Genomic DNA, 13387 nt, shown 5'->3' with positions numbered 1-13387 from the left:
AGCATGGAAAATTATAAGCGGATCAATTTAGCATTTTTGGAGAATTTTACAAAAAATGATACCGGTAAAATGATACGGTATATCAATATGTTTTTGCAGCTTGCCCCGGCAAGTATTCAAACTATGAAGGAGCAACATGCAAATCAGGATTGGAATAATCTTAAAACAACGGCCCATTCTCTTAAACCGCAACTTGCCTATATGGGTATAGATTCACTGAAAGAAAACATAGTGCGCATTGAAGAATATGCCGGTGAATCGAAAAATCCTCAGCACATCGAAATGCTGATAGCTGTTGTGGAAGAAGGCTGTAATGAAGCCTTTGCCGAGTTACAGGATGTTGTTCAAAAAATATCTTAATATTGCAGACCAAAAATCTATAATACATTATGAAAAAAGAAGTTGTTTTTATTGTTGATGATGAACCTATGCATGCTCAAATGATGGAGGATCATCTCAGAACCAAATACCCAACATTTGATATTTACAAATACAGTACAGGGGAAGAATGTAACGATAATATGGATAAAAATCCATCCATCGTAATTTTAGATTACCACCTTGATGCGGTAAATAAAAGCGCAAGAAACGGAATTCAAACACTCGAACATATTAAAAGAAAATATGACGATGTAGATGTGATCATGATATCAGGTCAGGATAAAATTGATGTTGCTGTGGAATGTATGCGTTCCGGAGCTTATGATTATATCGTTAAAAATGAAACCAGTTTCATGCGCACCGAAAATGCATTAGAACGTTTATTCAAACACCGTCACGTAGTAACAAGTCTTGCAAAATATAAAGCATTAAATAAAATTCTCATTTGGGGATTAGTAATTATAGTTGCCACTGCAGCGGTGTTGTACCTAACAGGTGTGATTGATTAATTGTGGTTAATGAAATTTAAAAGGTCGGAAGCAATTTCGGCCTTTTTTTGTGCTATTATTTTGGATATGATGGTTTTTTGAGTTTACCCCTAGTGAGAGCCTCGCTAAGAGCGAGACCCTCAGCTTGTTTGTTGCCCCCGCAGTGTCTTCACACGGTTAAAAACTAAGCTTAAAATAATAACTGAGTTTTATTGCGAAATAAATTAAAAAATTTAAATAAATGGTGAGACGCTGCGGTTCCGGCGGAATTAGGTATTTTACCACTACTGAGAGCCTCGCTAAGAGCGAGACCCTCAGCTCGCTTGTTGTCCCCGCAGTGTCTTCACCCGGTTAAATCAAAATATCATTAAACGAATTTTCTGATTGTGTAATTAAATTTCAAGTTTAAATAAATGGTGAGACGCTGCGGTTCCGGTGGAATTAGGGATATTACCATTACTGAGAGCCTCGCTAAGAGCGAGACCCTCAGGTCGCTCGATTTTTTCTCCACACTAAACCCTGCAAACCTTGCCAACCCTTTTTTAACTAATCTCCTCAAAAAACCCTTCTTCGCGATTTTTGCGAACGTTGTTCCAAACAAAATAACGGCCGTTCATGGTTATATAAACGCCGTTGGCTAAGGTCTGCACAAATGCGAGTGCGCAACCCATATTAAATAATCCGTCGGAGCTGCCAAATTTGTAGGGTATCATTGCACCGGTGAGTATAATTGTTTTTGGAATTTCTGCTTCTGCGATCATCTGCGCAGTTTCCACAATGGTATCGGTTCCGTGGGTGATGATGATCTGTTTATTTTCGCAACCCTTACATTCATTTACAACACATTCTCTATCCTGGGGCGACATATGTAAACTATCGATCATCATTAATGTTTGTATATCGATCTCTAATGTACATCTTCCCAACCTAAGAATTTCAGGTAAATGTGTTTCATTAAAATACAGCTGACCTTTTATTTCATCGTACTCTTTGTCGAAGGTGCCGCCTGTAACAAATATTTTTATTGGCATAACAAAATTTTATCTTTAGTTATTCTTCCTCTTTAAAAAAATTCACCACCGACCGAATTAAAGATATTAATATCAGTGACGAAAAAAAACAAAATACCAGTGCTTCAAATGCCGGAAATCCATCTCTGTAATCCATTAAACTTTTTCCGGAATAGAGATAGATCAACACAATTACCAGCAAAAGATTAAGCACATAAAAGAGAATTGTTTTCCGTAAATATAATCCGATTTTTGTAACTATAAGGCAGCTGAAAGCATTGAGCAGCATATACAGCAACAGTTCTATCCCAAATACTGTCCATAAACTCTTGAGTTCACCAGTAATTAAAAATGTGATCCCCATAAATATAGCTGCAAACCCAAATAATATTGCCGCCAAATACATTGGGTAGTTTTTTGAATCTACAAAGTCTTTAGTTTTTAGTTTGTTCATTTCAATCGTCATTAGTCAAGAGTCATTAGTCAATAGTCAATAGTCAGGAGTCATTAGTCAGGAAATAAAATTTTCAACTTTCGTTAATCCCAAATTGTCAATTATCAATTGTTAATTATCAATTTTCACCACATTCTCCATTCTCCATTCTCAATTCTCAATTCCCCCCGAAGGATAATCATCATGCCGTCGACCATTGTCAATTATCAATTATCAATTGTCAATTATTAAAACAATTGCCACAATCGCCAAAAAAATACCAACTATATTTGTTTTAGTTAATTTTTCTTTGAATACAAAGGTCGCAATTAAACAGGATGCTGCAACTACTGCTATGTTATTTATTGGGAACACCACCGAACTTTGCCAACCTTCTACGTTCAGGGCAGCCAATAAAAAAGCCATGGAACCATAATTGGGTATCCCAAGGGCTATTCCGTGTCCTAAACTTTTTACATTTAATTTTTCTTTGAGATAAAAATACCTGTAAGATAAAACCAGCCATCCAATTGCAGCAGCAGTTCCGAAAACAAAGATCAAAAAAAGATCAAATTCTGTATCCTTTAAAAAATATTCCTCATTCCATTTTGTGAAAGTATCAATAACCCCACCTCCCAGCAAAACAAGTGCAGGATAAAAATAATATTGAAAATTGTGTTTGTGATGTTCACTCTCTTTTTTATAGGCCGCTAATACAACAGCCAGCAATGCAATTATTATTCCCAATATTTTTAATAAAGTAAAGTTATCCTGGTATAAAAAATAAGCAGCAATAACCGGTATTATCAAGGATAATTTATTTGCTATGGAAGCAACTGCAACTCCCGAATATTTTACCGTAAGTGCAGTTAAATAAAACACACTGATAAATAATCCTCCGATCATTAATGCGTGTGTAAACCATTGGTTATAAATAATTTCATTTAGTGGGGGAACATTTCCCTGCACAAATAATCCAATAATTACACAGACCGTATAATTAACCACAATTGCCTGCAAAATATTCACCTGATTTTTTGCTATCAGTTTGAACATAATAAATATGCAAGTGCTGGTAAATATGCTGAGCAGAAGATAGATCATGCGTTATGTCGTGTAATTAAGGTATTATCATATATTTTTTCTGTGCTGATCTCCTTGCCGGCTGGGGCAGGAGCAATAATCCCTGCGGATAATATTTTTGGTGTATTAAATATTTTCATTTCATCCCACAAATTTGATTTGATCAATTGATCAATAGTGTTTGATCCGCCTTCCACAAGAATACTGTTTATCTTTTTTTCAAATAAAAAATTCATTATTTGCCCGAAAGTATTTTCTCCCCTTTCAATTTTAATAAATTCAACATTCCCTCTTATCTCATTTTTCTCAAAATTAAAAATAATACTTTCCGCTTCAGAATTAAAAATAGAAAAATTTGGGGGGAAATCATTTTGTGTATCCAGAGAAATTCTCAATGGATTTTTACCACTTCCCGATCTGTTTGTCAGTTTGGGATCATCTGATAATACCGTTCTCCCACCAACAAATATTGCCATATGTACCGCCCGCATTTTTTGCACCAGATGATCGGAATAGGAGTTCGTAAAATGCACAGGAGTATTATTTTCCCCTGCAATAAATCCATCACTGCTCTGCGCCCATTTTAGGGTAATATAAGGACGTTTTTTTTCGTGAAAACAGAAAAAGAATTTGTTGAGGTCGCGACAATCTTTTTCGAGTAAACCAACTATTACCTCTATGCCATTTTCTTTTAATCTCGCAATACCTTTACCGGAAACGAGCGGATTAGGATCTAAGGTGCCAACCACCACTTTTTTAATTCCGCTATTAATAATTTTTTCGGTGCATGGAGGTGTTTTTCCAAAATGGTTACATGGCTCGAGTGTAACGAACAAAGTAGCTTCCGAAAGCAAATGTACATTTTCCGGTTTAACGTTATTCAGCGCATTAACTTCCGCATGCGCCGCGCCAAATTCCTGATGCCAACCCTCCCCTATTATACTGCCTTCAGCAACCACCAAAGCACCCACCATGGGATTCGGTGCCACAAATCCCGATCCTCTTGATGCTAAACCTAAGCAATATTGCATGTACTTTTCCAATGCGCAAAGATAAAAAGGTAAACGGATTAAGGGATTAAACGGGTCAGTATTAAAAGTTGGGGAGTTAGATACTTCATAATAGAAGTCCGTGTTAATTAATTTGGTTTGATTTCGGTCATAACTAAACACTCCATCTACAATAGGGATTATTGATCTTCCATAAAAGTTTACGGAGCTGACAGCGGGCATCAGCAGGTGGCTTTAATGTCCCTTATGCACCGCCACAGCATTGTAAGTGCTCCAATGATAGCAGAATTTGAGCGAAAATCAGCGCCACCTTTTTGAAAACTTTATATTTTAAGCATAGAACTTATTTTTTATTCGTTTTTCGCTCCGGTTGGCAAGCATTAGGGACACACAGCCGCATGATGTAGCCCTTGACTTTTGGCGCCACCTTTTGGTCAAACAAAAGGTGGCAAAACTGATGTAACTGTAATTAATTACTCGGAGCTGGATTTTGATTATTAAAAGTATAAAAGACCCTTTGAATGCCTAAAAATAAAAATTCATTGATCTCTGCTCCCCAAAAAATGTAGGTTTCCAGATTAAACAGATTAAACAGATCAAAACCGTTTAATCCGCGTTCCATTAATATTAAATAAAAATGCCAACTACAATTAAAACTGTAGTTGGCATTTATAGGTAATTTTTATAAAATGGCGTAAATTGTTATTTATGTTGCTTGATATGCACTGCTGCACCAGTAGTGGGAGATATTACATTATGACAACCAAATGTACACGCAGCAGATTCATTTAGCCCGTCAAACTTCCATACCCATCCAACCGGTAGAAATGTGTTGGGATCGGTATTGTTGATCGGCACAAAACTAACTTCAAGATCGTTTTCCATTTGCATCATGCCATCTTCCAGCAGTTCAAAATCACCGGTAGTTTGATTATGTTGATGCGGCATAAACACTCCAAGATTAAATTGTGCTAATTTTTTAATCATTTCCTGTACTTCAGGATTGTTAATTGCTTCCTGAGCAATTTTTAATTGCGGTGGCAAATTTTGTAACATTGGATTTTCTTTGATTTCCATTTTCATAATTTTTATTTTTATATATTAAATTATAATCAAATATATTAAACTTTAACGTATTGTAAAAAAAAATATTATTTGTATTGATAACCAATCAAAACATGCATTTTACATCTTAGGTTGTGTTTTGTACAAATTTTATTGGACTTGATTTTTATCGCGACAGATCAGGGCAGATTAAATCCTTTCCATCACTATCTGGCATCCGCGTTCCTTTTTACCTTTACAACAATGCTAAACGATTTGATCAAGCAATTATCACAACAACTAACGCCAATTTACGGTGCTCGGGAAGCCAATAACATCGCACAATACCTCGCCGAAGAACATTTTGGCAAACCTTTAGTCCGCTCAAATCCAACCCTGGATATAGCACAATTGCACTGGTGGGAAACAGCTTCCAAGCGTTTATTAACCCACGAACCCGTGCAGTATGTTTTAGGTTTGGCCTGGTTTTATGGAAGGAAATTAAAGGTTGATCCTTCTACATTAATACACAGACCCGAAACAGAGGAATTAGTAGAATTGATCCTAAAGGAAAATACCTCTTCCAACCCAACTATCCTGGATATTGGCTGTGGAAGTGGATGTATTGCACTCACTTTAAAGCTGGAGATCCCAAATTCTGAAGTTTTTGCTCTCGATAAATCAACCGGAGCCTTGGAAGTGACAAGAACCAACGCTGCTTTGTACAATGCCCATCTAACCCTCCTCGAAGCCGATATGCTCAACCAGGAACCTTGGGAAGCCCAATTACCTCAATTCGACATAATTGTCAGCAACCCCCCTTATATTGATCCTGAGGACAAAAAAACGATGGAAAACAACGTTTTAATGTTTGAACCCATGTCCGCACTTTTTGCGGAACATGCGGATCCATTGGTGTTTTACCGGGAAATTTCTCATTTTGCGGCTAAAAAATTGAAGCCAGGCGGGAAACTCTATTTTGAGATACCGCATAACAAAGCAGAAACCATCGAAGAAATTGTTAAATCGTATGGTTTTGTAGAAATTCGGATCTTACAGGATATGCAGGGTAATGACCGGATGTTGACCGCAATCTTCCCACACTAAATCAATGCTTACTTTCCGGAAATTTATATTAAAAAATATTTTTCCATTCCTGAAATTCATACACAGAGCCACTTTCAGTCGGTTTTCACAATTTTTATTCCCCAATACTTCTCATATCCACTTAAAGCACCTATATTTGCACTCTCTTAAAAATAACCAATACGGAGTGGTAGTTCAGTTGGTTAGAATGCCTGCCTGTCACGCAGGAGGTCGCGGGTTCGAGTCCCGTCCGCTCCGCTTAATATCTACAAAACCCTTGCTTAGCAAGGGTTTTTGTTTTTCTAGTCGAGCTATTGTCGAGCAGTATAAAATTTTGTATAATTTATTAATCCTTTTTTTTCAAAACTGGTTTAATTTTATCTAAGTTTATATCCAAAAACATACAATGCTTCACGGAATACACGCAAAAATCATGGAGGACATAAATTTAGAATTTTCAAAAGGAGGTTCTAAACTATTGAATACTCATTTTGAAAATGGACCAAATTTACATAGTAATCAGTATTATTATATAAAAAAATATTTTGAAAATTTAGAAAATTGCAGTAACTTAAGTAAGTTATTGATAAAAAAAATTGAAAGTTTTAACTTGCCAGAATCTACAACTTTATTAGGATTCCGAAGTTATACAAGTATTTTATTAAATAAAACAATAAATGATTTAGGCAAATTTAATTACGCGATTCTAGAAAAATCAGAAAATTCTTTTGCATGGCAATATTTACCGCAATTAAAAAACAATATTGTAATTATTTTACCAATAGCTTGCACTTTTTCAACATACATAAAATTACGAAAATTTATCTTAGATAAAATTAAGACATTAAATGATTATAAAAATATATCGATTGATTTTAGATTTATTAATATATTCTTAATTTTAGAATCTGAATTACAATACACTGCTAAACCAATAAAAATTCACTTTAATAAAATACACACTAATGAGAACTTTCAAAAAATATATCATGCATTTAACTGGAAAATTATTAATTCAGATTCAATAATATTTAGCAATCAATCAACATCATACAGTGCTTATCCATTAGTTACCATATATTCCAACCTTTTCCTACCAGAAGAATGCCCATTGTGCTTTCCCTTGAAAAACTCTTCTGATTACGAAAAACCTCTATTACCAACAAGTGATAATTATGAATCACCAAATGTTATATTTGAATTCCCAAATTTCAAAGTGACAGAATTAAATGTTGACTTTTTTGATGCTTTTAGTTCAAATGATACCAATTTATATAATATTCACTTATATGGCCATATTAAGGTAAGAAATACAAGTTATATCTCCTATATACGTGGAAATGTATTTTATGAAAAAAATAAAATAAAAATACTAGATTTTTTTTCCCTGAAAATTAAAAACTTCATTTATAGTAACCCTGAAGCGAGCTGCATTACCTTTATCACAATTGATAATAAGCACAATTCTCGTTTTCTTGAAGACTTAATTAATCTAGATATATTCCATACTAAGCAAGTTAATATATTAAAATATATTCCTAACGAAGAATTTATTGATAACTTTTTTACACTACATTTAGATCTAATAAATGAACCCAATAATTATATTATTTACTATGAAGATGTTATATCTGGAGGGAAAAATTTTAAACTTTTAAACGATTATCTTTATCTATATAAAAACAGTATTGAAACCACAAAAAATAAGGATAGTATTATTAAAAGCTTTGATTTAGTACTATCATTAATTGATCGGACATCGACTTCTAGTAAAACTGAAATACTCAAGTCATTAACATTTGCTGGGTCTGCTCATGCTCCAGAGGATCTTTATTTGAGTTTTTTCCGTTTAAATGTCCCAATAATCGCAGCAACTCATCTTGGTAATCCCATAAAAGAAAAAATTAATTTCTATACATATTTAATAAATACAATCAGCCTTGATTCTCTAAAACATTATACCTACACTAAAATGCATAAATTCAATCCAATTTCATTACCTGAAATTGGATTCGAGAACCAAGTAGAAAATATTATTTTCCTTTATTTCAAGAATAAAGATCTATTAATAGATATCAACACATTTAACTTATATAATAATTACTTCACAAAAGAAAAGTATAATCTTCTAAAGCTATTTCTTACCCATGAATTAAATAATGAATTAACAAACAAAGAATATTGGATTCATAGAAAAGAACAAACAAACATAGAAGGATCAATTGAATTTATTGATTCGATTATAAAAACTGTAATAACTAAAGCGGGTAGTCAAATATTTTTATTTATTGTCAAACCTTCAGACATAAATTCTAAATATAGGGATGTGGAATCTGAAATGAATATTATTGTAGATATTTTTATTAAATTGCTATGTAGGCATCCATTTAAACATTACTTCAAAATTTATAATTCAATTTTTCAATACTGCGTACATAAATTAGATACTATTTTAGACTCAATTAACCGAAACAGCTCAATTTCATTTTCAGATCTCCGCCAATTAAAATTTTATGTAAAGCGACTGGTAGATTTAAATTCTAATTATTTGTTATCTGATAAATTTTTCATGTTTATTAAAACGCAATTTACCAACCCCGTAAAAATAGATATCAGACGAAACTATTATACAGTAGCTCGAAATTTAATTTCAAATTTTAATGCGAATAAAATTAATGCAGAATATTACAGCAATTGCAAATTAATATTAAACCAAAAAGTTAAACAAGCAACAACATTCAACCTATTCCTATTATTATCTTATAAAGAATTAATTAGCAAATCTTATAGTAAATCACTAAAATTGGAACAGCTAATCAATTCTCAACTATATTTACCTAAAGAAATTATAAACCCTGATACTCCTGAAATATCTTTTAAAGATATGTTTGCAAGTCCTTATTTTCATTTCACAGGATCATTAAAATCAGAAAACACGTTAATCCTAACTGAATTAGTAAATTGGTATAAATATAAATGCAAAATTTTTGGTTTCGATACAAATAAAAATAAACTTTTTTTAAATTTTGATAGTCTACGAGACCTTCTATTTAAAAACACTCGCAATGATCCTGCAATTTTAAATATTAGAAAACTACTTAATCTTTCAAGATACAATACAAGAACAAAATATTATTTAAGAAATAATATAAGTAAAGTTAGAGACTCTGTTTGCTCAATGTTAATTCTAATTGCAGAGTTAGAAAAGAAAAAACTTAATATAGGCTTAAATAAATCACAGGTAAAATCAGAAAAAGATTTAAATAGGGAGATCAAAGATATCTTAGACCTATTGATAAGAATAATAGATCTCGAGTATATAAAAAATAATATTAATTATAATTTTTTTATAAAATATTCCAATACCGAATCCAAAGAAGCATATGCAGAAAACATTTTTTCTTTAAATTCAACAAATTCAAATGATGATTTTGAAAATTCAAAACTGGACAAAAACGGTTTGATTTATAATTTTTTAATTGGAATTAAAGATGAATCGAACATAGAACAATCATTTATCGCAGGCATTCGAAATGAAAATGGAATTTTTCAATCATTTAGTAATGTTTACTATACATCAAATAAAACTACTAAAAAAATCGTTAATTTTTCGAATTTAATAAGAAAGGATTTTTATAATTTAGAAACTAGTAGCGGTATAAAAGAATTAGAAACTTCAAGTATGTTTATTTTAGTGCGCTTTAGCCAACTTAAATTAGAAAAAAATTACAACTCTGAAACAAATATACAAGGCCAATCCGTATTGTTGGTAACTACTAATACTAATCCAACAATGAATAATTTTATTGAATTTGTAAGCAATGAAAAAATAAGATTAATCCTGCTAGTCAAAAATGACCTTATTGACTACTTTCAAAAACAATTCGATAATGATGCCTTCTACGATTTAATTGCATCTAAAAAAATTCTGTCTTTTCAAAAAACACTTAGACACGGTTTAGCAGATTACATTTTTGCACAAAAAGAAATCTTTAAAGCAATAAGTTCAAAAAATTACACTCAAGATGATATACTACTCTATAATATTGTTTCCGATGCGATAAATGGACAATTAAAAGCGATGAAAGTTAAAAACACTGACAAGTTGCACGAGCTTAATAAACAAAATTTCATAAAACTAATAGCTTTGCTCATGGAGACAGTATATCTTGGAAAACAAATAATTGATTTTAAAGAAATAAACCTGAAACAATGTAACTTTAAATTTTTAAAAATACACCCAAGTGTATTAGAAGTAATACTTCCAGAATTAATAATAAATATCAAAAAATATTGCCCCAGACAAGGTAATAAATCTATAAATGTAATATATAACGAGGATACTAATTCAATTACCCTAAGCAACCTAATAAACCCTGCTTTTGTAAATTATGAACATCAAATTGGCGAAGGAATTGAAATGTGTAATAAATTATTACGAAAACTTACAATGAATAAATTAGAAAAGAAAATTACTAATAACATTTTTTCAATAACATTATATTTAAATATATGATAAACATTTTAATAGCCGAAGATAATCAGCTTCATTACAATGCAATAGTCCGCATACTAATGAATAAAATTCCTAAACATGTCCAAATTTATCCTGAAATCAAACCCATAGATAATAAATTTAATTACAATGAAATGGTTGAATTGTTACAGATAAAAAAATTTGCAGAGGTAACGAATTCATACGATAACATAGATTTATTTATAATCGATGCTTCGCTTAAAGACGATCGTGATGAAATAGGGTTAGAATATTTCAAATATTTAAAATCTCTTCCAGCAGAAAAAGGAAAACATTTTATTATTGTCAGTGGTACAGATGAATATATGGATAAAGCCGATGAATTCCATGTTCCATTTATTTCTAAAATGAGACATGGCGTAGATGAAAGTTTTGGCGTAGAAATACTTGCCAAAATCAAGGAAATATTTCAATTAGATTTAGAAAGCACAGCTAATAATGATAATATCTTTGATTCATTCAAATCTTATGTAGATAATTATGGAATAAAATATGCATTACATAAAAGTTGGTTGTATATTACTACAAAAATTGAAAGGCGAATTGTTGACAAAGTCATTTTACTCTTTTTTTACACAACACTTACTTTCGCAACAATTTTTGCGACATATAACATTTTATTAGATATTTTTCACATTAGTTTTTACACCAAATTGAATGAAACAAAAGATACCAATGAAATAATTGGAATTGCACCTGTGCAAAAGACATTAATTTTGGAAAGAACTGAAAATAGCACTTTAAAAGATACAATGATATTAGAATATGTTGAACATATTTTTCTTAATATTTTACCAATTTTTATAATATTTAGTTTTTATACCTATTATAAAACCAATGGGCGAATTATTTTACTGGACGGCAATTCAAAGCTTATTGATCATGACTCTTCAACAAGAGCAATGAACGTTTCCAAAATACTATTTGTATCCTCTATTTTTGCATATGTGACTATCAAAACAATTGAAAAAGTTGTCACGAATCAAATTTCAACTTTAAGCCAAATGTTTCCATATGCAATAATTCTTATTATACTTGTTGTATATTATCATATCCTTAAAAAAAATCATTAATTTATAAATAAAAATATTATTTTAATGAGAGTGTATCCCAAAAAACACGCCCACAACATCCTAATCACCATAGGCTATCTCGAAAACATGCTAAAACACAGCCCTGAATTTAACAATACCCTTTCACTCAATTTAAAACCGGAGGAAAAATCCAGCTTTTTAACAGATTACGAATCTATTAAATATTTAAGATTGTTAATGGCATCAGTTGTTGAAGTGCCGGAAATGACGTTTACAAAACCATTTACAAAATGGGAATAATTGCGGAATGCTGTGAAAAGCATACAACAAATTAAACAGAATTATTAAGGTGCAATAAACAATAAACAAAATGAGAATAATAAAATTCATATTATAAAAGGTGTTAAAGCATTTTACAAATCAGACAATCATAGGTTTTTATTTAGCTATTCAAGCCTCAATGCAACAAACGAGGATGGAATTGGCCACTATGTTGCGACTATGGCTTTTCCTCGTTTGCAGTTTATTTTATTATCGTTTTTACCCAAAAGTAATGAAAGTGATCAGGTTGTTGAAACAGTAGCGGACGAGGATGCTAATTTAGATGAATTTTTTGATGCTATTTTTGCTACCCCTGAATTAGAAGAATTGTTAAGTGAAACTCGAGAAAACAAAATTGAGTCAATCCGAATGATCTATCAGGAGATAGATAGTATTTTACCATACTTCACGCCTTATAGAAAATATATGATAACTGGCTATATTGCTGAAGGTTTTTGGACTCTTAAACTTTGAAACTAAAGCCGAATTCAATAATAACAATTCCAAAAATCACTGCCCTGAAGCAAGAGCGAAGAGCCTTGTCACAAGGTGACCTCGGACAAAATCTTTAAACCTAAGCCCTTTTGTACGTAGATACAAAAATATCTAATTTACTAATTTTACTCCTAAGACTAAAAGGTATAACTTCAATTACCTCACCCACCAATTGAAATTACCTGATAATTAAACTGCATTTTTTGCTTTGAGTATGGGTATTCCATATCTCAGGAAACCTTAAACCTTCGGAAATATGATAGAATCTTATAAAGCTATAGACCTTACGGCAACGCTTTCTGCTGCTCAAAAAATCAGTTTACCAGCCAAAATCGGAACTTCAAAGTCTACAATAGTAATCATTTTAGCCTTAGCCGCTGCCGGAATTATATTAATCCTATTGCATGCAGCGTCTACTAGATCAAACCGAAATACCAATAAAACCAAAAAAAATTGAGCTGAAAG

At 31.9% G+C, this 13387-nt stretch carries 14 protein-coding genes and 1 tRNA gene; 9 read left to right on the top strand and 6 right to left on the bottom strand.

The window, feature by feature from the left end; all coding sequences use genetic code 11:
• Positions 1-3: 3 nt before the first annotated feature.
• Both IPI31_10905 and IPI31_10900 read left to right on the top strand, forming a co-directional pair.
• Positions 4-360: an Hpt domain-containing protein gene (locus tag IPI31_10905; GenBank protein MBK7568318.1), complete on the top strand. Its 357-nt coding sequence runs from the start codon at positions 4-6 to the stop codon at positions 358-360.
• 29 nt (positions 361-389) lie between these two features.
• Positions 390-890 (top strand): response regulator, encoded by a 501-nt coding sequence (locus IPI31_10900; protein MBK7568317.1) that lies wholly within the window; start codon positions 390-392, stop codon positions 888-890.
• 521 nt (positions 891-1411) lie between these two features.
• Here the strand turns inward: IPI31_10900 and IPI31_10895 are convergent.
• The 6 genes from IPI31_10895 to IPI31_10870 all read right to left on the bottom strand — a co-directional run bounded on the left by IPI31_10895 (position 1412) and on the right by IPI31_10870 (position 5488).
• Positions 1412-1900 (bottom strand): asparaginase, encoded by a 489-nt coding sequence (locus IPI31_10895; protein MBK7568316.1) that lies wholly within the window; start codon positions 1898-1900, stop codon positions 1412-1414.
• 19 nt (positions 1901-1919) lie between these two features.
• Positions 1920-2333: a hypothetical protein gene (locus tag IPI31_10890; protein ID MBK7568315.1), complete on the bottom strand. Its 414-nt coding sequence runs from the start codon at positions 2331-2333 to the stop codon at positions 1920-1922.
• 213 nt (positions 2334-2546) lie between these two features.
• A complete protein-coding gene (locus IPI31_10885; protein ID MBK7568314.1) occupies positions 2547-3416 on the bottom strand; it encodes an EamA family transporter in 870 nt (289 codons plus the stop codon).
• On the bottom strand, positions 3413-4426 hold the full coding sequence (gene ribD, locus IPI31_10880; protein ID MBK7568313.1) for a bifunctional diaminohydroxyphosphoribosylaminopyrimidine deaminase/5-amino-6-(5-phosphoribosylamino)uracil reductase RibD: 1014 nt from the start codon (positions 4424-4426) through the stop codon (positions 3413-3415). Before ribD ends, IPI31_10885 begins: the two co-directional genes overlap by 4 nt.
• A gap of 448 nt (positions 4427-4874) precedes the next feature.
• The gene (locus tag IPI31_10875; protein ID MBK7568312.1) at positions 4875-5027 is read right to left on the bottom strand and encodes a hypothetical protein; all 153 of its coding nucleotides are present in this window, start codon (positions 5025-5027) and stop codon (positions 4875-4877) included.
• 80 nt (positions 5028-5107) lie between these two features.
• A complete protein-coding gene (locus IPI31_10870) occupies positions 5108-5488 on the bottom strand; it encodes a hypothetical protein (GenBank protein ID MBK7568311.1) in 381 nt (126 codons plus the stop codon).
• A gap of 135 nt (positions 5489-5623) precedes the next feature.
• On the opposite strand from IPI31_10870, the gene prmC reads away from it, so the two are divergent.
• From prmC to IPI31_10835, 7 genes are all read left to right on the top strand, one after another.
• Positions 5624-6556, top strand: a complete 933-nt coding sequence (gene prmC / locus IPI31_10865) for a peptide chain release factor N(5)-glutamine methyltransferase (GenBank protein MBK7568310.1) — start codon at positions 5624-5626, stop codon at positions 6554-6556.
• A gap of 163 nt (positions 6557-6719) precedes the next feature.
• A tRNA-Asp gene (locus IPI31_10860) sits at positions 6720-6793 on the top strand.
• Between the two features lie 148 nt (positions 6794-6941).
• Positions 6942-11051, top strand: coding sequence for a hypothetical protein (locus tag IPI31_10855; protein MBK7568309.1), 4110 nt, complete (start codon positions 6942-6944; stop codon positions 11049-11051).
• A complete protein-coding gene (locus tag IPI31_10850) occupies positions 11048-12145 on the top strand; it encodes a hypothetical protein (protein ID MBK7568308.1) in 1098 nt (365 codons plus the stop codon). Before IPI31_10855 ends, IPI31_10850 begins: the two co-directional genes overlap by 4 nt.
• A 24-nt stretch (positions 12146-12169) precedes the next feature.
• Complete coding sequence (locus IPI31_10845; protein MBK7568307.1) at positions 12170-12406, top strand: hypothetical protein; 237 nt, start codon at positions 12170-12172, stop codon at positions 12404-12406.
• A gap of 201 nt (positions 12407-12607) precedes the next feature.
• Positions 12608-12901 (top strand): hypothetical protein, encoded by a 294-nt coding sequence (locus IPI31_10840; protein ID MBK7568306.1) that lies wholly within the window; start codon positions 12608-12610, stop codon positions 12899-12901.
• A 277-nt stretch (positions 12902-13178) separates the two neighbouring features.
• On the top strand, positions 13179-13379 hold the full coding sequence (locus tag IPI31_10835) for a hypothetical protein (protein MBK7568305.1): 201 nt from the start codon (positions 13179-13181) through the stop codon (positions 13377-13379).
• The last annotated feature ends 8 nt before the right edge of the window (positions 13380-13387 follow it).

It is taken from the genome of Bacteroidota bacterium, from assembly GCA_016706865.1.
GTDB lineage: Bacteria > Bacteroidota > Bacteroidia > Chitinophagales > BACL12 > UBA7236.
The sequence above is the reverse complement of the archived record's forward strand: the minus strand, read 5'-3'. Positions and strand labels throughout refer to the sequence as shown.

Coding starts and splice junctions, on each gene's coding strand:
- IPI31_10870 (MBK7568311.1), bottom strand. CDS start 5,488: ATGAAAATGGAAATCAAAGAAAATCCAATGTTACAAAATTTGCCACCG.
- ribD (MBK7568313.1), bottom strand. CDS start 4,426: ATGCAATATTGCTTAGGTTTAGCATCAAGAGGATCGGGATTTGTGGCA.
- IPI31_10905 (MBK7568318.1), top strand. CDS start 4: ATGGAAAATTATAAGCGGATCAATTTAGCATTTTTGGAGAATTTTACA.
- IPI31_10875 (MBK7568312.1), bottom strand. CDS start 5,027: ATGGAACGCGGATTAAACGGTTTTGATCTGTTTAATCTGTTTAATCTG.
- IPI31_10895 (MBK7568316.1), bottom strand. CDS start 1,900: ATGCCAATAAAAATATTTGTTACAGGCGGCACCTTCGACAAAGAGTAC.
- IPI31_10900 (MBK7568317.1), top strand. CDS start 390: ATGAAAAAAGAAGTTGTTTTTATTGTTGATGATGAACCTATGCATGCT.
- IPI31_10855 (MBK7568309.1), top strand. CDS start 6,942: ATGCTTCACGGAATACACGCAAAAATCATGGAGGACATAAATTTAGAA.
- IPI31_10890 (MBK7568315.1), bottom strand. CDS start 2,333: ATGAACAAACTAAAAACTAAAGACTTTGTAGATTCAAAAAACTACCCA.
- IPI31_10845 (MBK7568307.1), top strand. CDS start 12,170: ATGAGAGTGTATCCCAAAAAACACGCCCACAACATCCTAATCACCATA.
- IPI31_10885 (MBK7568314.1), bottom strand. CDS start 3,416: ATGATCTATCTTCTGCTCAGCATATTTACCAGCACTTGCATATTTATT.
- IPI31_10840 (MBK7568306.1), top strand. CDS start 12,608: ATGGCTTTTCCTCGTTTGCAGTTTATTTTATTATCGTTTTTACCCAAA.
- IPI31_10835 (MBK7568305.1), top strand. CDS start 13,179: ATGATAGAATCTTATAAAGCTATAGACCTTACGGCAACGCTTTCTGCT.
- IPI31_10850 (MBK7568308.1), top strand. CDS start 11,048: ATGATAAACATTTTAATAGCCGAAGATAATCAGCTTCATTACAATGCA.